This is a genomic window from Qipengyuania sp. ASV99, from assembly GCF_047872805.1.
In the GTDB taxonomy this organism is placed as follows: domain Bacteria; phylum Pseudomonadota; class Alphaproteobacteria; order Sphingomonadales; family Sphingomonadaceae; genus Erythrobacter.
Genome location: NZ_JBLQUK010000009.1, coordinates 65,781 through 80,202 on the forward strand (window position 1 = coordinate 65,781; position 14,422 = coordinate 80,202).

Here is a 14,422-nt window from a genome sequence, read left to right on the forward strand (position 1 = left end):
TGGCAAGGTAACCAAATGCTGTTTCTTTGCGAACTGGTCGATGACGGTGCAAAGGGCATGCGCTGATCGGTTATTTTGACGGAGGAAACATCATGAACACCACTCGCCTGAAAGGCTCTATCGCTCTTGCCGCCGCCGCTGGCCTTGCCGCTGCATGTTCGGGCGGCGCTGACGCCCCCACCGAAGCCGCAGAAGCCGGCGCAGAGGGCGCGGAAATGGTCGCCGCCGCTGACGATGCAGCTGCGAAAGAGAAATGCTACGGCATCTCGCTCGCTGGTCAGAACGATTGCGCCGCCGGTCCGGGCACCAGCTGCGCCGGCACCAGTGTTGTCGATTATCAGGGCAACGCCTGGAAATATGTCGATGCGGGCACCTGCGTGGACACCGAAACGCCAAGCGGCACCGGCTCGCTTGAGCCCATCGAAGCCTGATTATTTGTAAGCCGCGCGGCATCGCGCGGCACAATCCGCACATGGGCCGCCCGGATTTGATCCGGGCGGCTTTTTGCATCGCTCACAGGTGGAGCAGGCGCGACCGGACTGCTACGTTCGCCGCCGATGTTTCGCCGCCGCTCTCCTCCCCGTTTCAAACGCTCCGCCGCCAAACCGCGCCGCCGATTGTCCGATTGGTGGCTCTTGTGGCGGGTCCCCACGCTGCTGCTGATCGTGATGGCAGTCTGGTGGTTTGGTTTCAGACCCATCCAGGCAGAGCAAGGCTGGGTCCGCGAAACCCGGAGCTTCCCCCTGTGCGGCGCGGGATCGGGCCGCGCGGCGGGCTGCGTGGTCGATGGAGACACGCTGATGATAGGTTTTGGCAGCGAGCGGCGGCGGGTCCGCTTCACCGGCTTTGACGCGCCTGAAAGGGACGGCGTATGCGAGGCCGAGCGTCAGCTTGCTGAGGCTGCGCGCGTTCGGCTCCAGCAATGGCTCGCGCAGGGGTCGTTCGAATGGAGCGGGGCTGATGAACCCCCGCGCGACCAATATGGCCGCGAACTGCGCGAGGCATGGCGTACCGCCCGGGATGGTTCGCGCGAATACCTTTCGGAAACGATGATCCAGAGCGGGCTCGCCGCCGAAAACGGCTGGGGCGCCGCTGCGCCGGATTGGTGCGATTGATCGGCAAATTCCGACTTAGCCCTTGCCCCTGTTTCAGCGATCTCTAGACTGCACATATCGTCAGGCAACAAGGGGATCAGCCATGAACGAACCAGCAACCAACAATGGTTTCGACTTCAATCAGCCAACCATCATTTCATTGCTCTATCTGGGCAGCTTTGTGACCGGGATTTCCGGGCTGGTCGGCATTGTTCTGGCGCATGTCTGGCAGGGCGACAATCAGGCGAATTGGGCGGCGTCGCATTTCAGCTATCTCATCCGCACATTCTGGATCGGATTTGTCGCGTCGCTCATCGCTGGCGTCCTGTCGGTGGTCCTTATCGGTCTGCTGCTGTTCCCGCTGATCATGATTTGGGTCGGCGTGCGCAGCGTCATGAGCCTGATCAAGGCGCAGAAGCAGGAGCCGATGCCCGATCCCAAGACCTTGCTGTTCTAACCGCTACACCGATGCGTCGACTTCTGCCGCCAGCGCGGCGAAGTTGGCGTGGCCGGTGACCGGCGCAATCCGCTCTGCCCAATAGGCGTCAATCTGATCGGCGATGGTCTGCGGCAGCGCGCTCGCAGAACTGCCGGTCTTTTGCACCTTGGTCGAATCGCTCGCGGCGGCCACGCCGCAACGTTCCTCCAGCACCCGGCACACCATCGCATCGTCAAAGCGGTGCTCATGCGCGCTCATGAACTCGCGCGTGGTCCGCTCCAGCACCAATGCCTCGATCTCTGGGGTCAGCGCAATCTCGCACAGCGCCGCCAGCCGCCGGATCGCTTCGGCGCGGTGCTTTACCGCCCATTTATAGGTCATCACCAAACTGTCAGCCGCGCCGCGCCGCGCATACCAGCTCAGCAGATGCGTCGCATAGTCGCAGCCCCCCGGCCCGCCGCTCAGCCACATTGGCATGAAATCCTCCATCGGCACCGCGCCGTCTTCAAAGTGCCAGCCGGTGAGGAAGCGGTAGAACGAGACATAGGTCTCCTTGGGATCGCGCAGGGTGACGACATAGCGCATGCCCGCAGGCAAGCGCTCATATTCGCGGTGCGATTTGAAACCGCGCGGGGCTGCCACCTGTGCAGCGGTCATGTCGAAATCGAGCATGTAGGCGGTGTCGTCCCACGGGGTCATCCGGCTGATGTCGTCAAAGTCCATGTCGCCGCCATCCGCGCCGGTGCGCAATTGGTGGAACATCTGCTGCATCAAGGTCGTGCCGCTTTTGGCCCAGCAGGTGATGAACACATCCCCCGGTTGCGGTTCGTAAGGGCGGTGGTTGGGCCGCTCGCCACCCATCGCCTGGCCCATCATCGCGCCGTATTGCTCCATGCTGCGCGCCCGCCCGCCCGTATAGGCACCCGCATCCGAGCCTGCATTGCTTGCCATTCGTTCCCCCCACTTTGCACCCGTTGACAGACTAGGGCCTTGTCGCTGCTTGGCAAGCGGTGAGCGCCCGCCGCTGACGCACTGTCCAGAGGTGGCAATCGCATCGGGTCACGGCGCGCCGACGGTTGGAGCAAGCAACACAGATGCAGCGGAGCAGCGCGCGGTCATCCGGCCGATCATATTGCGGCCCCCCGTTGCAGGAAATTGCGCGTGCGATTGCGCAAGCGACAAGCCCGATTTTCCGCGCTAGCTTGCGCCCATGACAACCCACCACCGCTTGATGCGCCTCGCCCGTCCTCTCACCCCGGGCTTGGCCCTGACCCTTTCCGCTGCGCTCGTCACCGGATGCAGCCAGCCTGCTGCCGAAGGCGAGACGCCCGCTGCGGTCGCCGCCGAAACCACCCCGCAGGACGCATTCTTCGCTGCGCTCGCAACGCATTGCGGCAAGGCCTATGCCGGGCGGCTGGTCAGTGATGATCCCGTGGACGCCGATTTCGTCGGTGCGCCGATGGTGATGCATGTCGCCGATTGCAGCGCGGATCAGATTGCGGTGCCCTTTCATATTCAGGTCGATGGCGAATGGGACCGCTCGCGCACCTGGATCTTCACCCGCACCGACACCGGCCTGCGGCTGAAACACGATCACCGCCACGCCGACGGGACCAGCGACGCGGTGACCATGTATGGCGGCGATACTGCGGACGAAGGCACCGCCCGCGCGCAAAGCTTTCCCGTGGATGCAGAAAGTATCGCCATGTTCGAAGCCGAAGGGCTCGCCGTATCGGTCACCAATGTCTGGAGCGTCGAGGTCGATCCGGCGGGCACTGCGGATGGGCGCTATGTCTACCAGCTGAAACGCACCGAAGCCGGCGGCGCGCCCGAGGATCGGCTGTTCCGTGTGGAGTTCGACGTAACGCAAGCGGTGGAAGCGCCACCAGCGGCTTGGGGTTGGGAATGACCGCTATGGCCGCAGCCTGATGCTGGTCGCCCGTGACGGCGCGGGCTTAGGCGCGGTGCTGGTGAATGTGGGACTGGCCGAGCGCTGAGGCGGGCCGCGTAAGGTGTGGTGTTAGGGGGCGCTTAGCCCCCACGTCTTCCCGGGCTTGACCCGGGATCCCCCTGTTCTTTGCGCCGCCGCAGAAGGAAGCGGGGCCCCGGGTCAGGCCCGGGGCGGGGGGCCATGAGCTAGTAATCTTCGAAAAGCGTTTTTAGCTCTGCACGTCTCTTTAGCGTTTGCCAAAGCATCGGGTGGACTAAACAGCGTGTGTTTTCACTTATTTCGCCAACTGAGACCGAAGGGACAGAATTGAATGAAAATTGCCAAGATGAATTTTCTTGGGTCCGAATGCCTATAACACCTATTCGATATAGATCCGCGATAATTCTTACCAATAGTTCCATTCTACTGTCAGCGTCGTTTCTTTCAAATGCTGATTTTGCGAAGATTATCAACGGCAAATGAAGCGAATCGTAGTCTCCGCAGAGCTGCATGACGACTTGATCTATTGCATCTGAGTCCACTCCGCCGACACGAAACTCAGCCGACATCTTTCGATGTCCAAGAAAATTTATTAGATCATCGACGTACGGGAGGGCTTCCCGCCATTCACCTACTAAGGCTGCGCGCCGACTTTTAGAAAAGTCTAACTCAACGGAGCGGATGTCCTTTAAGGAAATATTTGATTTCCCACCAAATCGATCTAGCAAAACATTGAAATACGCCAGAACGTCTCTTGGGCGCAGCATAGTGCGATCGACTATATAGTCAAAGTAGTCACCTTCGCCCTTATTTTGTGAAAAGAGGTCTTTTAGGCCAACCCCCTCTTTCGTATATTTGCGTTTATAAAGGTAAGAGACTCTTTTTTCAATAAATTCCCGCAATTCTGATTTTCGCCAATTTATTCTGGTGTGGTAATCGTCAAATTTATCGCGCTGAAATCCCGGCGTGTTGGCCTGTCTTAATACTAAATCAAGGAGGTCATCGCGCATTGCTACAATGATTTTCACATTTCGAATTTTACGAAATTTCGGTAGAACGTTTATCAAAGCCTCAATTAACTTGACTCTTATCCGATCATCAGCCCACTGCTTATCAAGATCATCTATAACTAAAATAGTTTTCTGCATTCTATCGTTGAAAATATCTTCATCTAAAATGTCGATTATTTGAGCAAGTTCACGCATTTGGACAGAGCTAACAATTTTTTGGGCGTTAGAAACAAGTTCTTTTGTCTCATGGCGACCTATTTTTTCTCCCCGCTTATATTTCGCAAGAATTCCTTTGAAGTTGGCCCCACTTTCGCCTTCGACTTGGCGCTCAAAATCGTCAGTTATCTTACGGATACGCTCGTCCGTATCAGACCAGAACGTACCGCCGTATCTGTTTAAATACTCCATCGCCTTCTTCTTGCCGCTGTTGTCCTTAAACATTCCAACAATTCTAGACAAGAACTGGCTTGACTTTGATTCGCTATCGAGTCCTTCGTGATGCTTCAAAAGCTCAACAACCAGCACATGGCGCCATAATTGCTGATAAAAAAGACCAAGGTCAAATTCATTTTCTGTAAGAAAATTCAAGAGCCATGAGTCAGCCATATAGGCTAAAGACAAATCCTCAGGATTTACCTGAATTACATTTGGTTGGTGCTCCCTTATTTTCCTGATTAGTGCCGACTTTCCGCTACCAATGCGCCCAACAATGATCGATGTGGCACTGGATTCGGACAACAATCTTGAAATTAACCCTGTATCAACAAAGCAATTCTCAAAATACTCATCATCGAATTCAGCTGATGCCTTGCCAAGATCGGCATATCGTGGGACAACAATGTTCACGGAGATAACCCCTACTCCGCCGCCTCAACCCCGAACATGTCCGGGCCGTCGTTGACCGCTTCTCCCTCAACGACCGCCTTGGCCTTCTGCCTTTTGTCAAAGCTTGACCAGACGTCGTTCCACGAACCTTTGGTCGCGCCTTTGGAATATTCGGTGGCGCGTTGTTCGAAGAAGTTGGCGTGCTCCACGCCGTTCAGCAGCGGGGCTAGCCATGGGAGCGGGTGTTCTTCGACCATGTAGATCTCCGACAGGCCGAGCTGTTTCAGCCGCCAGTCGGCGATATAGCGGATGTAGCGCTTGATTTCCTTTGCGGTCATGCCGTTGACCGGGCCCATTTCAAACGCGAGGTCGATGAAATTATCCTCCAGCCGCACGGTTTTCTGGCAGATGTCGATAATGTCTTCCTTGACCGATTTGGTCAGGCAGTCACGCTCCTCGCAAAAGGTGTGAAACATCTTGATGATGCCTTCGCAATGCAGGCTTTCATCGCGGACCGACCATGACACGATCTGGCCCATGCCCTTCATCTTGTTGAAGCGCGGGAAATTCATCAGCATTGCAAAGCTGGCGAACAATTGCAGCCCTTCGGTAAAGCCGCCGAACATCGCCAGAGTGCGCGCAATATCCTCGTCATTGTCGACGCTGAATTGCTGCATGTAATCGTGTTTGTCCTTCATCTCCTCATATTCGAGGAAGGCGCTGTATTCGCTTTCGGGCATGCCGATCGTGTCGAGCAAATGGCTGTAGGCCGCGATATGCACCGTCTCCATGTTGGAGAAAGCGGCGAGCATCATCTTGATCTCGGTCGGCTTGAACACCCGGCCGTATTGTTCGTGATAGCAATTCTGCACCTCGACATCAGCCTGGGTGAAGAACCGGAAGATCTGGGTGAGCAAATTGCGCTCATGCTCGGTGATTTTTTGCGCCCAGTCGCGGCAGTCCTCGCCCAAGGGCACTTCTTCGGGCATCCAGTGGATCTGTTGCTGACGTTTCCAGAAGTCGTAAGCCCAGGGGTATTCAAACGGCTTGTAGGTCTTGCGGGCTTCGAGCAACGACATGTTGTGATCCTTCGGTTGGAGGCTGACGACTCATATAGGGAACCAAACTACGAATTCGAAGGCAAGCGGGGATGATTCGCTGGGGATAGTCCGTGCAAAATCTGAGTCGAATGGAAACCGGGGATAAGCCCTCCTAGCGGTGCGGCGATCGCTAGTCGCGCTTGCGGCTTTTCGATCCGAAGAAACTGCCCCCGCCGAGCACCGTGATGCCGAGGAAGAACCCGAAATCGTACCACCCGCCGGTGTTGGGCACGGCATAGACCGCGATGTCGGGGCTGAACAGCGAACCGATAAAGCTCCACGGAAAGATGAATCCGTGCCACAGGCCCCACAGGAACCCCGGCGCGGCGTCCGCCTGGCTGACGCCCGCGCCGATCTGGCTGGCGCAGGCCGAAACGAGCAGCGCGAGCGCGGTGGCAGCGATGGCGCGGCTGCGCTGCATGGGCGCGCTCACAGCACCGACCTCAGCACAACCAGCCACAGGATCGGCAGGAATATCACCGCCATGAAGATGTGCAGACGACCGGCGTTGGCTGCGTGGCCCTCTGGCCCCATGACGTTGCGCACACCGTTGCCGATGAAGGCAAGCGCCAGCACCGTGCCCGCTATTCCGATCCAGATGGGTGCCGCCATGCTTCGCTCCTTGCTGCGCTTTGGCGGAAGAATTGCACAATTTCCGGGCGAGTGCGAGGGGGAGCTTTGCGACGCGGAGGTGGACGTCAGATCACGCGCCGCATCGGCAGGCGGGAGCTTTCTTCGCGGTCGGCGATGCGCGCGGCCTCCCATTCCTCGCGGGCGAGCAATTGCAGGACCCGCGGAGCCAGCGGCTTGAGGAACTCGATCCCGACCCGGTCGCCTTGTCGCCATGCAACCTCGGCGTGATGCGGACCCGTTCCGGCGATGAAGAGTTTGACGACTGCGCCGAGAGCCATCCCGTGACGCGGATCATCGACCCGGCAGCCGCCAAGCGAGAGGTCGTCAAACTGAATATCCCACTGGGTTCCGCGCGCGGTCTTGCACGTACCTGTTGCGCGAGAGCGCACGCGTTCGGATTGGCGGGCCTGCATCATATCAGGGAGACTTTATACCGATATGGTTAAGAATTGACCTGCGAACACCGGGGCAATTTGCGGGGGGTCAACTTTCAGTTTTGGCCTCAGGCCTATTCCTGCAAGCGCCGAGCCTCGGTCACCGGCAGCCCCGCCTCGGTCGGGACATAGATCAGCGATGCTCTGGTTTCGGCCAAGGCCTGAATCTGGAGGTAGCGCAGATAGCCTTCCGGCCCGCCGAGCGAGTCCTGAATGATCCGGTTCGCCTTGGCCGCGCCTTCCGCCTCAGCCAAAGCGACCGCGCTTTCGCGGCGCGCTTCGGCTTCGAGAATGGCGATGCGGCGCGAAGATTGCGCCTCCGCCAGTCGGGCTTCCCCGGCGAGCCGTTCCGAATAGAGGCCGTAAAGCGGGATGCCCCACATGGCGAGTGGGACCAGTAGAACTGCCGCTATCAACAAGATCAGCACTACACCGGGATTACGCATGGCCTACTCCGCTTTGGTGCCGCAACTCACTGACAGCTCAGGCATTCCTCGTAATCGGTCTGACCGCTGCCATCGACGCCCATGCCGGCGGTCAGTTCGATCTTGGCTGCATCGGCGGTGTTGTCGGCCTCTACCCCGCCCGCAAAACCGGCGCGCTGGATCGATTTCGAGCGGAGGTAATAGAGCGATTTGATACCCTTTTCCCACGCTTGGAAATGCAGCATCATCAGGTCCCATTTGTCCACGTCCGCCGGGATGAACAGGTTCAGCGACTGCGCCTGATCGATATAGGGCGCGCGATCAGCGGCAAAATCGAGCAGCCAGCGCTGATCGATTTCGAAACTGGTCTTGAAGCTCGCCTTTTCCTCTTCGGAGAGGAAATCGAGGTGCTGGACGCTGCCGCCCTTTTCGAGGATCGAATTCCAGACATTGGTCGAATTTTTCGATTTCTTGTCGAGGATCTTTTCCAGATAGGGGTTCTTGACGATGAAGCTGCCCGACAAGGTCTTGTGGGTGTAAATATTCGCCGGGATCGGTTCGATGCAGGCGCTGGTGCCGCCGCAGATGATGCTGATCGACGCGGTCGGGGCGATTGCCATCTTGCAACTGAAACGCTCCATCGCGCCCATATCGGCAGCATCGGGGCATGGCCCGCGTTCCTGCGCGAGCAGCATCGACGCCTCCGACGCCTTGGCCTGAATATGTTTGAACATCTTCAGGTTGAGCGCCTTTGCCATCGCGCTTTCAAAACCCAAGCCCTTTGACTGCAGGAAGGAATGGAAACCCATCACCCCCAGCCCGACGCTGCGTTCGCGCATCGCGGAATAGCGTGCGCGGGCCATCTCTTCGGGGGCGCGGTCGATATAATCCTGCAGCACATTGTCGAGGAAGCGCATCACGTCCTCGATGAATTGCTTGTCGCTGTTCCATTCGTCCCATTTTTCAAGGTTGAGCGAGGACAGGCAGCACACTGCGGTGCGATCATTGCCTAGATGGTCGATCCCGGTCGGCAGGGTGATTTCGCTGCACAGGTTCGAGGTCGAAACCTTCAGCCCCAGATCGCGGTGATGTTTTGGCATCATCCGGTTCACGGTGTCGTTGAAGACAATATAGGGCTCGCCCGTGGCCAGCCGGGTCTCAACCAGCTTCTGGAACAGCGAACGCGCATCCACCTTGCCGCGCACTTCGCCGGTCTTGGGCGATTTGAGTTCAAACTCCTCGCCCGCCCGGACCGCTTCCATGAAAGCATCGGTCAGCAACACGCCGTGGTGCAGGTTCAATGCCTTGCGGTTGAAATCGCCCGAAGGTTTGCGGATTTCGAGGAATTCCTCGATCTCGGGATGCGACACGTCGAGATAACACGCCGCCGATCCGCGCCGCAGCGACCCTTGTGAAATCGCCAGCGTCAGGCTGTCCATCACCCGCACGAACGGGATGATGCCGCTGGTCTTGCCGTTCAGCCCGACCGGTTCGCCAATGCCGCGGACATTGCCCCAATAGGTGCCGATGCCGCCGCCTTTCGAAGCCAGCCAGACGTTTTCGTTCCAAGTGTCAACGATCCCGCTGAGGCTGTCCGAAACGCTGTTGAGATAACAGCTGATCGGCAGGCCGCGATTGGTGCCGCCATTGGACAGCACCGGTGTGGCGGGCATGAACCACAGGTTCGAGATGTAATCATACACCCGCTGGGCATGCGCCTGATCATCGGCATAGGCATCGGCGACGCGGGCAAACAGGTCCTGATATTTCTCCCCCGGCAGCAAATAGCGATCAGTCAGCGTGTCCTTGCCAAAGTCGGTGAGATTGGCGTCGCGGCTATCGTCGATCTGAATTTCGAAGCGGCGATCGTTGACCTTCTTGCTATCAGGCGCAGCTGCGGCCTTGGCCGCCGCAGACATGGCATTGCCCAGCGCTTCGGCGCCTTTCGCCGCGATCAGTTCTTCGCTGCCGGTATCGGGCTTTTCCATGGTCACGGCCTTTTCACTCTTCCCCGCCTGCGCCGTTGCAATGCCTGCCTGTGGCCCGGTCGCTGCGTCGCTCAACATCTCGTCACTCGCCTTGAATTCCATTGTCGCCCCATCTCAGTCCGTTCGAATCAGGCAGCGTTTCTCCTATAGCGGAAAAGCGTCTTTGTTCCGATTCTGTTCTGCACCATTTCATCGACAGCCTATCCCCGCATTAGCCCCGATTGACCCACAGGCTTGTCCGCCGAACTCTTCATAATTCCCCGCCCTGCCGCATTCTGCACCCCGTATCGGCAGCGACTCCTTCCCTGATTGCGCCGATTGGTGCGCGGGAAAAATCACTACGAATTGGGGGTCCATGACGAACCGGACCACTAGATCATGAATCAGCGAAGGATTCCGGTCAACGGGAGATTAACCACGATTCGACATGCAGGGGCGGTGTATTACTATGCTGCAACGCCGCGACGCGTGGTCAAAGCTTGAGTCGCGCGCCGCGCAAGCCCCAAATTGAATCTGTGAAGAAAAATTTGGTGATTGAATCTTTTGAATCAACCATTGAATCTTTCGGCCCGGTGGCGCGAATATTGTTGCGCGGGCAGGCCCCCTTGGTTGGCCAAGGCCGAAGCCTTTACCCGCCCGCGCATCATCCTGATTCAGGCAGAGCCGCTTGGGTCCTGACCCTAGGCCGCAACCGGCGTTGCGGCGCGGGCGTCGCGGGCGTGCAGCGCAATCTCGTTCGCCAGGCGATCGATCAGCTCCACCGGCAGATCGTGGCCCCACCCCGGTATCGTCACCAGCTTTGCGCCCGGAATATGCCGCGCGGTGTCCTGTCCTGCGGGCAGCTTGACCAATGGGTCATCCTCCCCGTGCAACACCAATGTTGGCGTGGTGATCTGTGCGAGCCGCGTGCGGCGGTCGCCATCGGCGATGATTGCGGCAAGTTGGCGGGGCAGGCCCGGCGGATAGACGCTGCGCCGCACGCCTCTCAGCACCTTCTCGCGCTGCCGATCTGGATCGGAGGGGAAGCCCGGACTGCCGATGTTGCGGGCAATGTTGATCCCGTGGGCAACCACCGCCTCTTCATCGAGCGATTTGAGCGGCGCGGTCAGCGCCTCGATCGCGTGTTTTTCCGCTTGCGGCAGATTGGGATTGCCAGTGGTCGACATGATCGAGGTGAGTGACAGCAATTTGTCCGAATGATGCACCGCCATCAGTTGCGCAATCATCCCGCCCATCGACGCGCCGACCACATGTGCGCGCGAGATCGCCAACGCATCGAGCAGCGCAGCCCCGTCATTGGCCATGTCGCGCAAGGTGTAGGGCACGGCGGCAGGCCAGCCGATCTTCTGACGTATCACCTGCCACGCCAGTTTCGGCGCACGCTTGCCCTCCATCTTTTCCGACAGGCCAATGTCGCGGTTGTCATAGCGGATCACGCGGTATCTCTTGGCCACCAGCGCTTCGACAAATTCATCCGGCCACAGCGTCAGCTGCGCGCCCAATCCCATGACCAACAAGATCACCTCATGTTCGGGATTGCCGTGATCTTCGTAAAACAGCGAAACGCCATTCGCGGCGATATGCGGCATATATTTATTGCTCCTTGATCGCCCTCTTCGGGGCTTTGGCCGACCCAAGGCCGGACAAGAGCCGGTTTGGAGCGCCAGATCAAGCGCAGGATACATCTGGCTTACGATTTGAATGCGGAAAGTTTGCGCCGCGCTTCAGCGCCAGACAGGTCCGCCAATAACAAAGCCTTGTCCCTTCAGCAGGTCGAGCACGCCGCCCTCCTCCGCCAGCACGCGCAACGGCACCACGGCGAGCGTCACCCCCGGTTTCTGCGCGGCATCGGTGATCATGCCGACCCATTGCCCGCGAATTTCATCGCCCAGCTCGTCATCGGCCCACGGCCAGCATTGTCCCAGCGCCCGTTCGATCGGGTTGTCCATCACAGCGGGAATATCAAACTTTCGCCAGTCGTCGCCGCGCGCAGCGATGATGCCCCGACCCGCTTCGGTCGCAGCCATCGCGGCTTCGAGGCAGGGGATGTGGCTGGCCGGATCGGCCTCGGCAAGATTATCGAGCAGATCCTCGCCCCGGAATTGTTCAGGCCTGGTGATCGGCACATCGGCCCGGTCTGCCGCCTTGCTGACGATCTCTGTCGCATCCTCGGTGGTCTGGTCATCGAAATCGAGGCGGCGGGCGAGCAGATCGAAGGCGGTCATCAGGAACGAGCGTTCGTCGTAATCGACATCATATTCCGCCTCCAGCGCAGCCAGCCGCGCGCGCTGATCGGTGCTGAGGTAATCGGCGGCGACCGAGCCGTCGGGCAGTTTGGTGAACCTGCCGCCGCGAAAGATCAGGCGAAAAACGTCGCCGGGCGAGAATTTGGGGCGCGAGCGCAGGATCACCTGACTTGCCTCGCCAGTGGCCTCCTCCAGCCGGTCAGGTTGCCACGGGGTCGCTTTGGGCACAGCGCGAATTTCGCCGACGAGGATGATCGCGCCGTCGGGTGTGTCGATGGTCCACATCGGCGCGCCGGAACGCTGCGCGGTGACGACGATCTGGTTTTCGGTGGGGGCGGGGGTTTGGGCGAAAGCTTGCGGGCTGCCGAGAAGCGCAAATCCCGCCGACAGTGCAACATATTTTTGGAAGATCCACATCGACGCGATCCTTGGCTTGGCCCCGCTGCACGGTGCATGAACGCCCTAGGGTCAGGACCTAGGTTCCTGCGTTCGCGGGGATGACCACCCGTGCTCACGGCACCAGCACCGTATCCTTCGCCGCTGCGTCCATCTCAGGATAATCCATCGTGTAGTGCAGCCCCCGGCTTTCGTGTCGGGCGAGCGCGCTTTTCACGATCAATTCGGCGGATTGCAGCAGGTTCCTGAGTTCGATCAGGTCGGTCGTCACGCGGAACGCGCCGTAATAATCGTCCACTTCTTGGCTTAACAATTCGATCCGGTGCTTGGCGCGTTCCAGCCGCTTGGTGGTGCGCACGATACCGACATAGTTCCACATAAAGCGGCGGATTTCGGTCCAGTTCTGCTTGATCACGACTTCCTCGTCCGAATCCGTCACACGGCTTTCGTCCCACGGCAGGATCGCGGGCGGATCGTCGAGTTCATCCCACATCGTCAGAATGTCGGAGGCCGCCGCCTCACCAAACACGAAACATTCGAGCAAGGAGTTCGACGCCAGCCGGTTCGCGCCGTGCAGCCCGCTTTCGGTGCATTCACCCGCCGCCCACAGTCCCGGCAGATCGGTGCGCGCAAACAGGTCCACCACCACCCCGCCGCAGGTGTAATGCTGCGCGGGGACGACCGGGATCGGCCCCTTGGTCATGTCGATGCCCAGGCCCAGCAGCTTTTCATAGATGGTCGGGAAATGGCCCCTAACGAAATCGGCGGGCTGATGGCTGATGTCGAGATGGACGTAATCGAGCCCGAAACGCTTGATCTCGGAATCGATTGCGCGGGCAACCACGTCGCGCGGCGCCAGCTCCATGCGTTCAGGATCGTAAAAGGTCATGAAACGCTTGCCCGTGCGCGGGTTGATCAGATGCCCGCCTTCGCCGCGCACGGCCTCTGTGATGAGGAAATTCTTGACCTCCAGATTATACAGGCAGGTCGGGTGAAACTGCATCATCTCCATATTGGAGACGCGCGCGCCCGCGCGCCACGCCATGGCAATCCCGTCTCCGGTCGCGCCGCGCGGGGCGGTGGAGAATTGATAGACGCGGCCCGCGCCCCCGGCGGCGAGGATCGTCGCGCGCGCAACGTGACGTTCGACCCGCCCGGTTTCCTCGTTCAGGGCATAGACCCCCCAGACCCGGCCTGCGGCTGAATAGCGTTCGCGGTGGCGGTCGGTGATGAAATCGATTGCCGTGCGCCCGCCCAGCATGGTGATGTTGGGATTGGCTTCCGCCGCCTTAAGCAGCGCGCTCTGCACCGCCCAGCCGGTCGCGTCGTCGACATGGACGATGCGGCGGTGCGAATGACCCCCTTCGCGGGTGAGGTGGAGCGAATTCGCATCGCGGTTGAACGGCACCCCCAACTCGCACAGGCGGTCAATGCTGGCGGGGGCGCGCTCGATCACGAATTCGACCGTTTCGCGGTCATTCAATCCGGCGCCTGCGACCATGGTGTCGCGCACGTGGTTTTCAAAAGTGTCGCCCGCGTCGAGCACGGCGGCGATCCCGCCCTGCGCCCAGGCGGTCGATCCGCCAGTCAATGAACCCTTGGCCAGCACCAGCACCCGCAAATCCGTTGCCAGTTCCAGCGCCGCCGTTAGTCCAGCGGCACCCGACCCGATGATGATAACGTCGAAATCACCCGGCTTTTCGCCGGGCAAGGTGCCGCGATTTTCAGATGGATTATCCATCCCTGACGCAATGGCGCGCGGCGCGAAACATGGCAAGTGGGCAGCGTCACTGCTGCGACCGAGACGAGACGTGGCGAGAATACCATGAACGGCTCAATAATGGCATCGCAATCAGGCATTCCCCTTAGGCGACAAAAATCACGAATGTTATAGTCTGCGTA

15 protein-coding genes are annotated in these 14,422 nt (G+C 59.4%); 4 read left to right on the forward strand and 11 right to left on the reverse strand.

Annotation, left to right across the window (positions count from 1 at the left end):
• The first annotated feature begins 92 nt into the window (after window positions 1-92).
• The 3 genes from ACM64M_RS11145 (at window position 93) to ACM64M_RS11155 (ending at window position 1,551) form a co-directional block, all read left to right on the forward strand.
• Entirely contained in the window at window positions 93-431 is a 339-nt protein-coding gene (locus tag ACM64M_RS11145) for a DUF2282 domain-containing protein (protein WP_416228762.1), read from the forward strand.
• 126 nt (window positions 432-557) lie between these two features.
• Complete coding sequence (locus ACM64M_RS11150; protein WP_416228763.1) at window positions 558-1,115, forward strand: thermonuclease family protein; 558 nt, start codon at window positions 558-560, stop codon at window positions 1,113-1,115.
• Window positions 1,116-1,197: 82 nt separating this feature from the next.
• The gene (locus ACM64M_RS11155; RefSeq protein ID WP_416228764.1) at window positions 1,198-1,551 is read left to right on the forward strand and encodes a DUF4870 family protein; all 354 of its coding nucleotides are present in this window, start codon (window positions 1,198-1,200) and stop codon (window positions 1,549-1,551) included.
• Window positions 1,552-1,554: 3 nt separating this feature from the next.
• On the opposite strand, the gene ACM64M_RS11160 is transcribed toward ACM64M_RS11155, so the two are convergent.
• Window positions 1,555-2,484: a sulfotransferase domain-containing protein gene (locus tag ACM64M_RS11160; RefSeq protein WP_416228765.1), complete on the reverse strand. Its 930-nt coding sequence runs from the start codon at window positions 2,482-2,484 to the stop codon at window positions 1,555-1,557.
• Window positions 2,485-2,743: 259 nt separating this feature from the next.
• Between ACM64M_RS11160 and ACM64M_RS11165 the strand changes: the two genes are divergently transcribed.
• Window positions 2,744-3,442: a hypothetical protein gene (locus tag ACM64M_RS11165; protein WP_416228766.1), complete on the forward strand. Its 699-nt coding sequence runs from the start codon at window positions 2,744-2,746 to the stop codon at window positions 3,440-3,442.
• Window positions 3,443-3,669: 227 nt separating this feature from the next.
• On the opposite strand, the gene ACM64M_RS11170 is transcribed toward ACM64M_RS11165, so the two are convergent.
• From ACM64M_RS11170 to nadB, 10 genes are all read right to left on the reverse strand, one after another.
• The gene (locus tag ACM64M_RS11170) at window positions 3,670-5,319 is read right to left on the reverse strand and encodes a P-loop ATPase, Sll1717 family (protein WP_416228767.1); all 1,650 of its coding nucleotides are present in this window, start codon (window positions 5,317-5,319) and stop codon (window positions 3,670-3,672) included.
• 11 nt (window positions 5,320-5,330) lie between these two features.
• On the reverse strand, window positions 5,331-6,377 hold the full coding sequence (locus ACM64M_RS11175) for a ribonucleotide-diphosphate reductase subunit beta (RefSeq protein WP_416228768.1): 1,047 nt from the start codon (window positions 6,375-6,377) through the stop codon (window positions 5,331-5,333).
• A gap of 151 nt (window positions 6,378-6,528) precedes the next feature.
• Window positions 6,529-6,831, reverse strand: a complete 303-nt coding sequence (locus ACM64M_RS11180) for a hypothetical protein (RefSeq protein ID WP_416228769.1) — start codon at window positions 6,829-6,831, stop codon at window positions 6,529-6,531.
• Window positions 6,828-7,010 (reverse strand): hypothetical protein, encoded by a 183-nt coding sequence (locus ACM64M_RS11185; RefSeq protein WP_416228770.1) that lies wholly within the window; start codon window positions 7,008-7,010, stop codon window positions 6,828-6,830. Before ACM64M_RS11185 ends, ACM64M_RS11180 begins: the two co-directional genes overlap by 4 nt.
• Before the next feature lie 86 nt (window positions 7,011-7,096).
• Window positions 7,097-7,447, reverse strand: a complete 351-nt coding sequence (locus tag ACM64M_RS11190; RefSeq protein WP_416228771.1) for a PilZ domain-containing protein — start codon at window positions 7,445-7,447, stop codon at window positions 7,097-7,099.
• Between the two features lie 92 nt (window positions 7,448-7,539).
• Window positions 7,540-7,911, reverse strand: a complete 372-nt coding sequence (locus ACM64M_RS11195) for a membrane protease subunit (RefSeq protein WP_416228772.1) — start codon at window positions 7,909-7,911, stop codon at window positions 7,540-7,542.
• A 26-nt stretch (window positions 7,912-7,937) separates the two neighbouring features.
• The gene (locus tag ACM64M_RS11200; protein ID WP_416228773.1) at window positions 7,938-9,980 is read right to left on the reverse strand and encodes a ribonucleoside-diphosphate reductase subunit alpha; all 2,043 of its coding nucleotides are present in this window, start codon (window positions 9,978-9,980) and stop codon (window positions 7,938-7,940) included.
• A 578-nt stretch (window positions 9,981-10,558) separates the two neighbouring features.
• Entirely contained in the window at window positions 10,559-11,467 is a 909-nt protein-coding gene (locus ACM64M_RS11205) for an alpha/beta fold hydrolase (RefSeq protein WP_416228774.1), read from the reverse strand.
• Between the two features lie 135 nt (window positions 11,468-11,602).
• Complete coding sequence (locus ACM64M_RS11210; protein ID WP_416228775.1) at window positions 11,603-12,541, reverse strand: TraB/GumN family protein; 939 nt, start codon at window positions 12,539-12,541, stop codon at window positions 11,603-11,605.
• A 94-nt stretch (window positions 12,542-12,635) separates the two neighbouring features.
• Window positions 12,636-14,261 (reverse strand): L-aspartate oxidase, encoded by a 1,626-nt coding sequence (gene nadB / locus ACM64M_RS11215; RefSeq protein ID WP_416228776.1) that lies wholly within the window; start codon window positions 14,259-14,261, stop codon window positions 12,636-12,638.
• Window positions 14,262-14,422: the final 161 nt, after the last annotated feature.

Coding starts and splice junctions, on each gene's coding strand:
- ACM64M_RS11145 (WP_416228762.1), top strand. CDS start 93: ATGAACACCACTCGCCTGAAAGGCTCTATCGCTCTTGCCGCCGCCGCT.
- ACM64M_RS11150 (WP_416228763.1), top strand. CDS start 558: ATGTTTCGCCGCCGCTCTCCTCCCCGTTTCAAACGCTCCGCCGCCAAA.
- ACM64M_RS11155 (WP_416228764.1), top strand. CDS start 1,198: ATGAACGAACCAGCAACCAACAATGGTTTCGACTTCAATCAGCCAACC.
- ACM64M_RS11160 (WP_416228765.1), bottom strand. CDS start 2,484: ATGGCAAGCAATGCAGGCTCGGATGCGGGTGCCTATACGGGCGGGCGG.
- ACM64M_RS11165 (WP_416228766.1), top strand. CDS start 2,744: ATGACAACCCACCACCGCTTGATGCGCCTCGCCCGTCCTCTCACCCCG.
- ACM64M_RS11175 (WP_416228768.1), bottom strand. CDS start 6,377: ATGTCGTTGCTCGAAGCCCGCAAGACCTACAAGCCGTTTGAATACCCC.
- ACM64M_RS11185 (WP_416228770.1), bottom strand. CDS start 7,010: ATGGCGGCACCCATCTGGATCGGAATAGCGGGCACGGTGCTGGCGCTT.
- ACM64M_RS11190 (WP_416228771.1), bottom strand. CDS start 7,447: ATGATGCAGGCCCGCCAATCCGAACGCGTGCGCTCTCGCGCAACAGGT.
- ACM64M_RS11195 (WP_416228772.1), bottom strand. CDS start 7,911: ATGCGTAATCCCGGTGTAGTGCTGATCTTGTTGATAGCGGCAGTTCTA.
- ACM64M_RS11200 (WP_416228773.1), bottom strand. CDS start 9,980: ATGGAATTCAAGGCGAGTGACGAGATGTTGAGCGACGCAGCGACCGGG.
- ACM64M_RS11205 (WP_416228774.1), bottom strand. CDS start 11,467: ATGCCGCATATCGCCGCGAATGGCGTTTCGCTGTTTTACGAAGATCAC.
- ACM64M_RS11210 (WP_416228775.1), bottom strand. CDS start 12,541: ATGTGGATCTTCCAAAAATATGTTGCACTGTCGGCGGGATTTGCGCTT.
- nadB (WP_416228776.1), bottom strand. CDS start 14,261: ATGGATAATCCATCTGAAAATCGCGGCACCTTGCCCGGCGAAAAGCCG.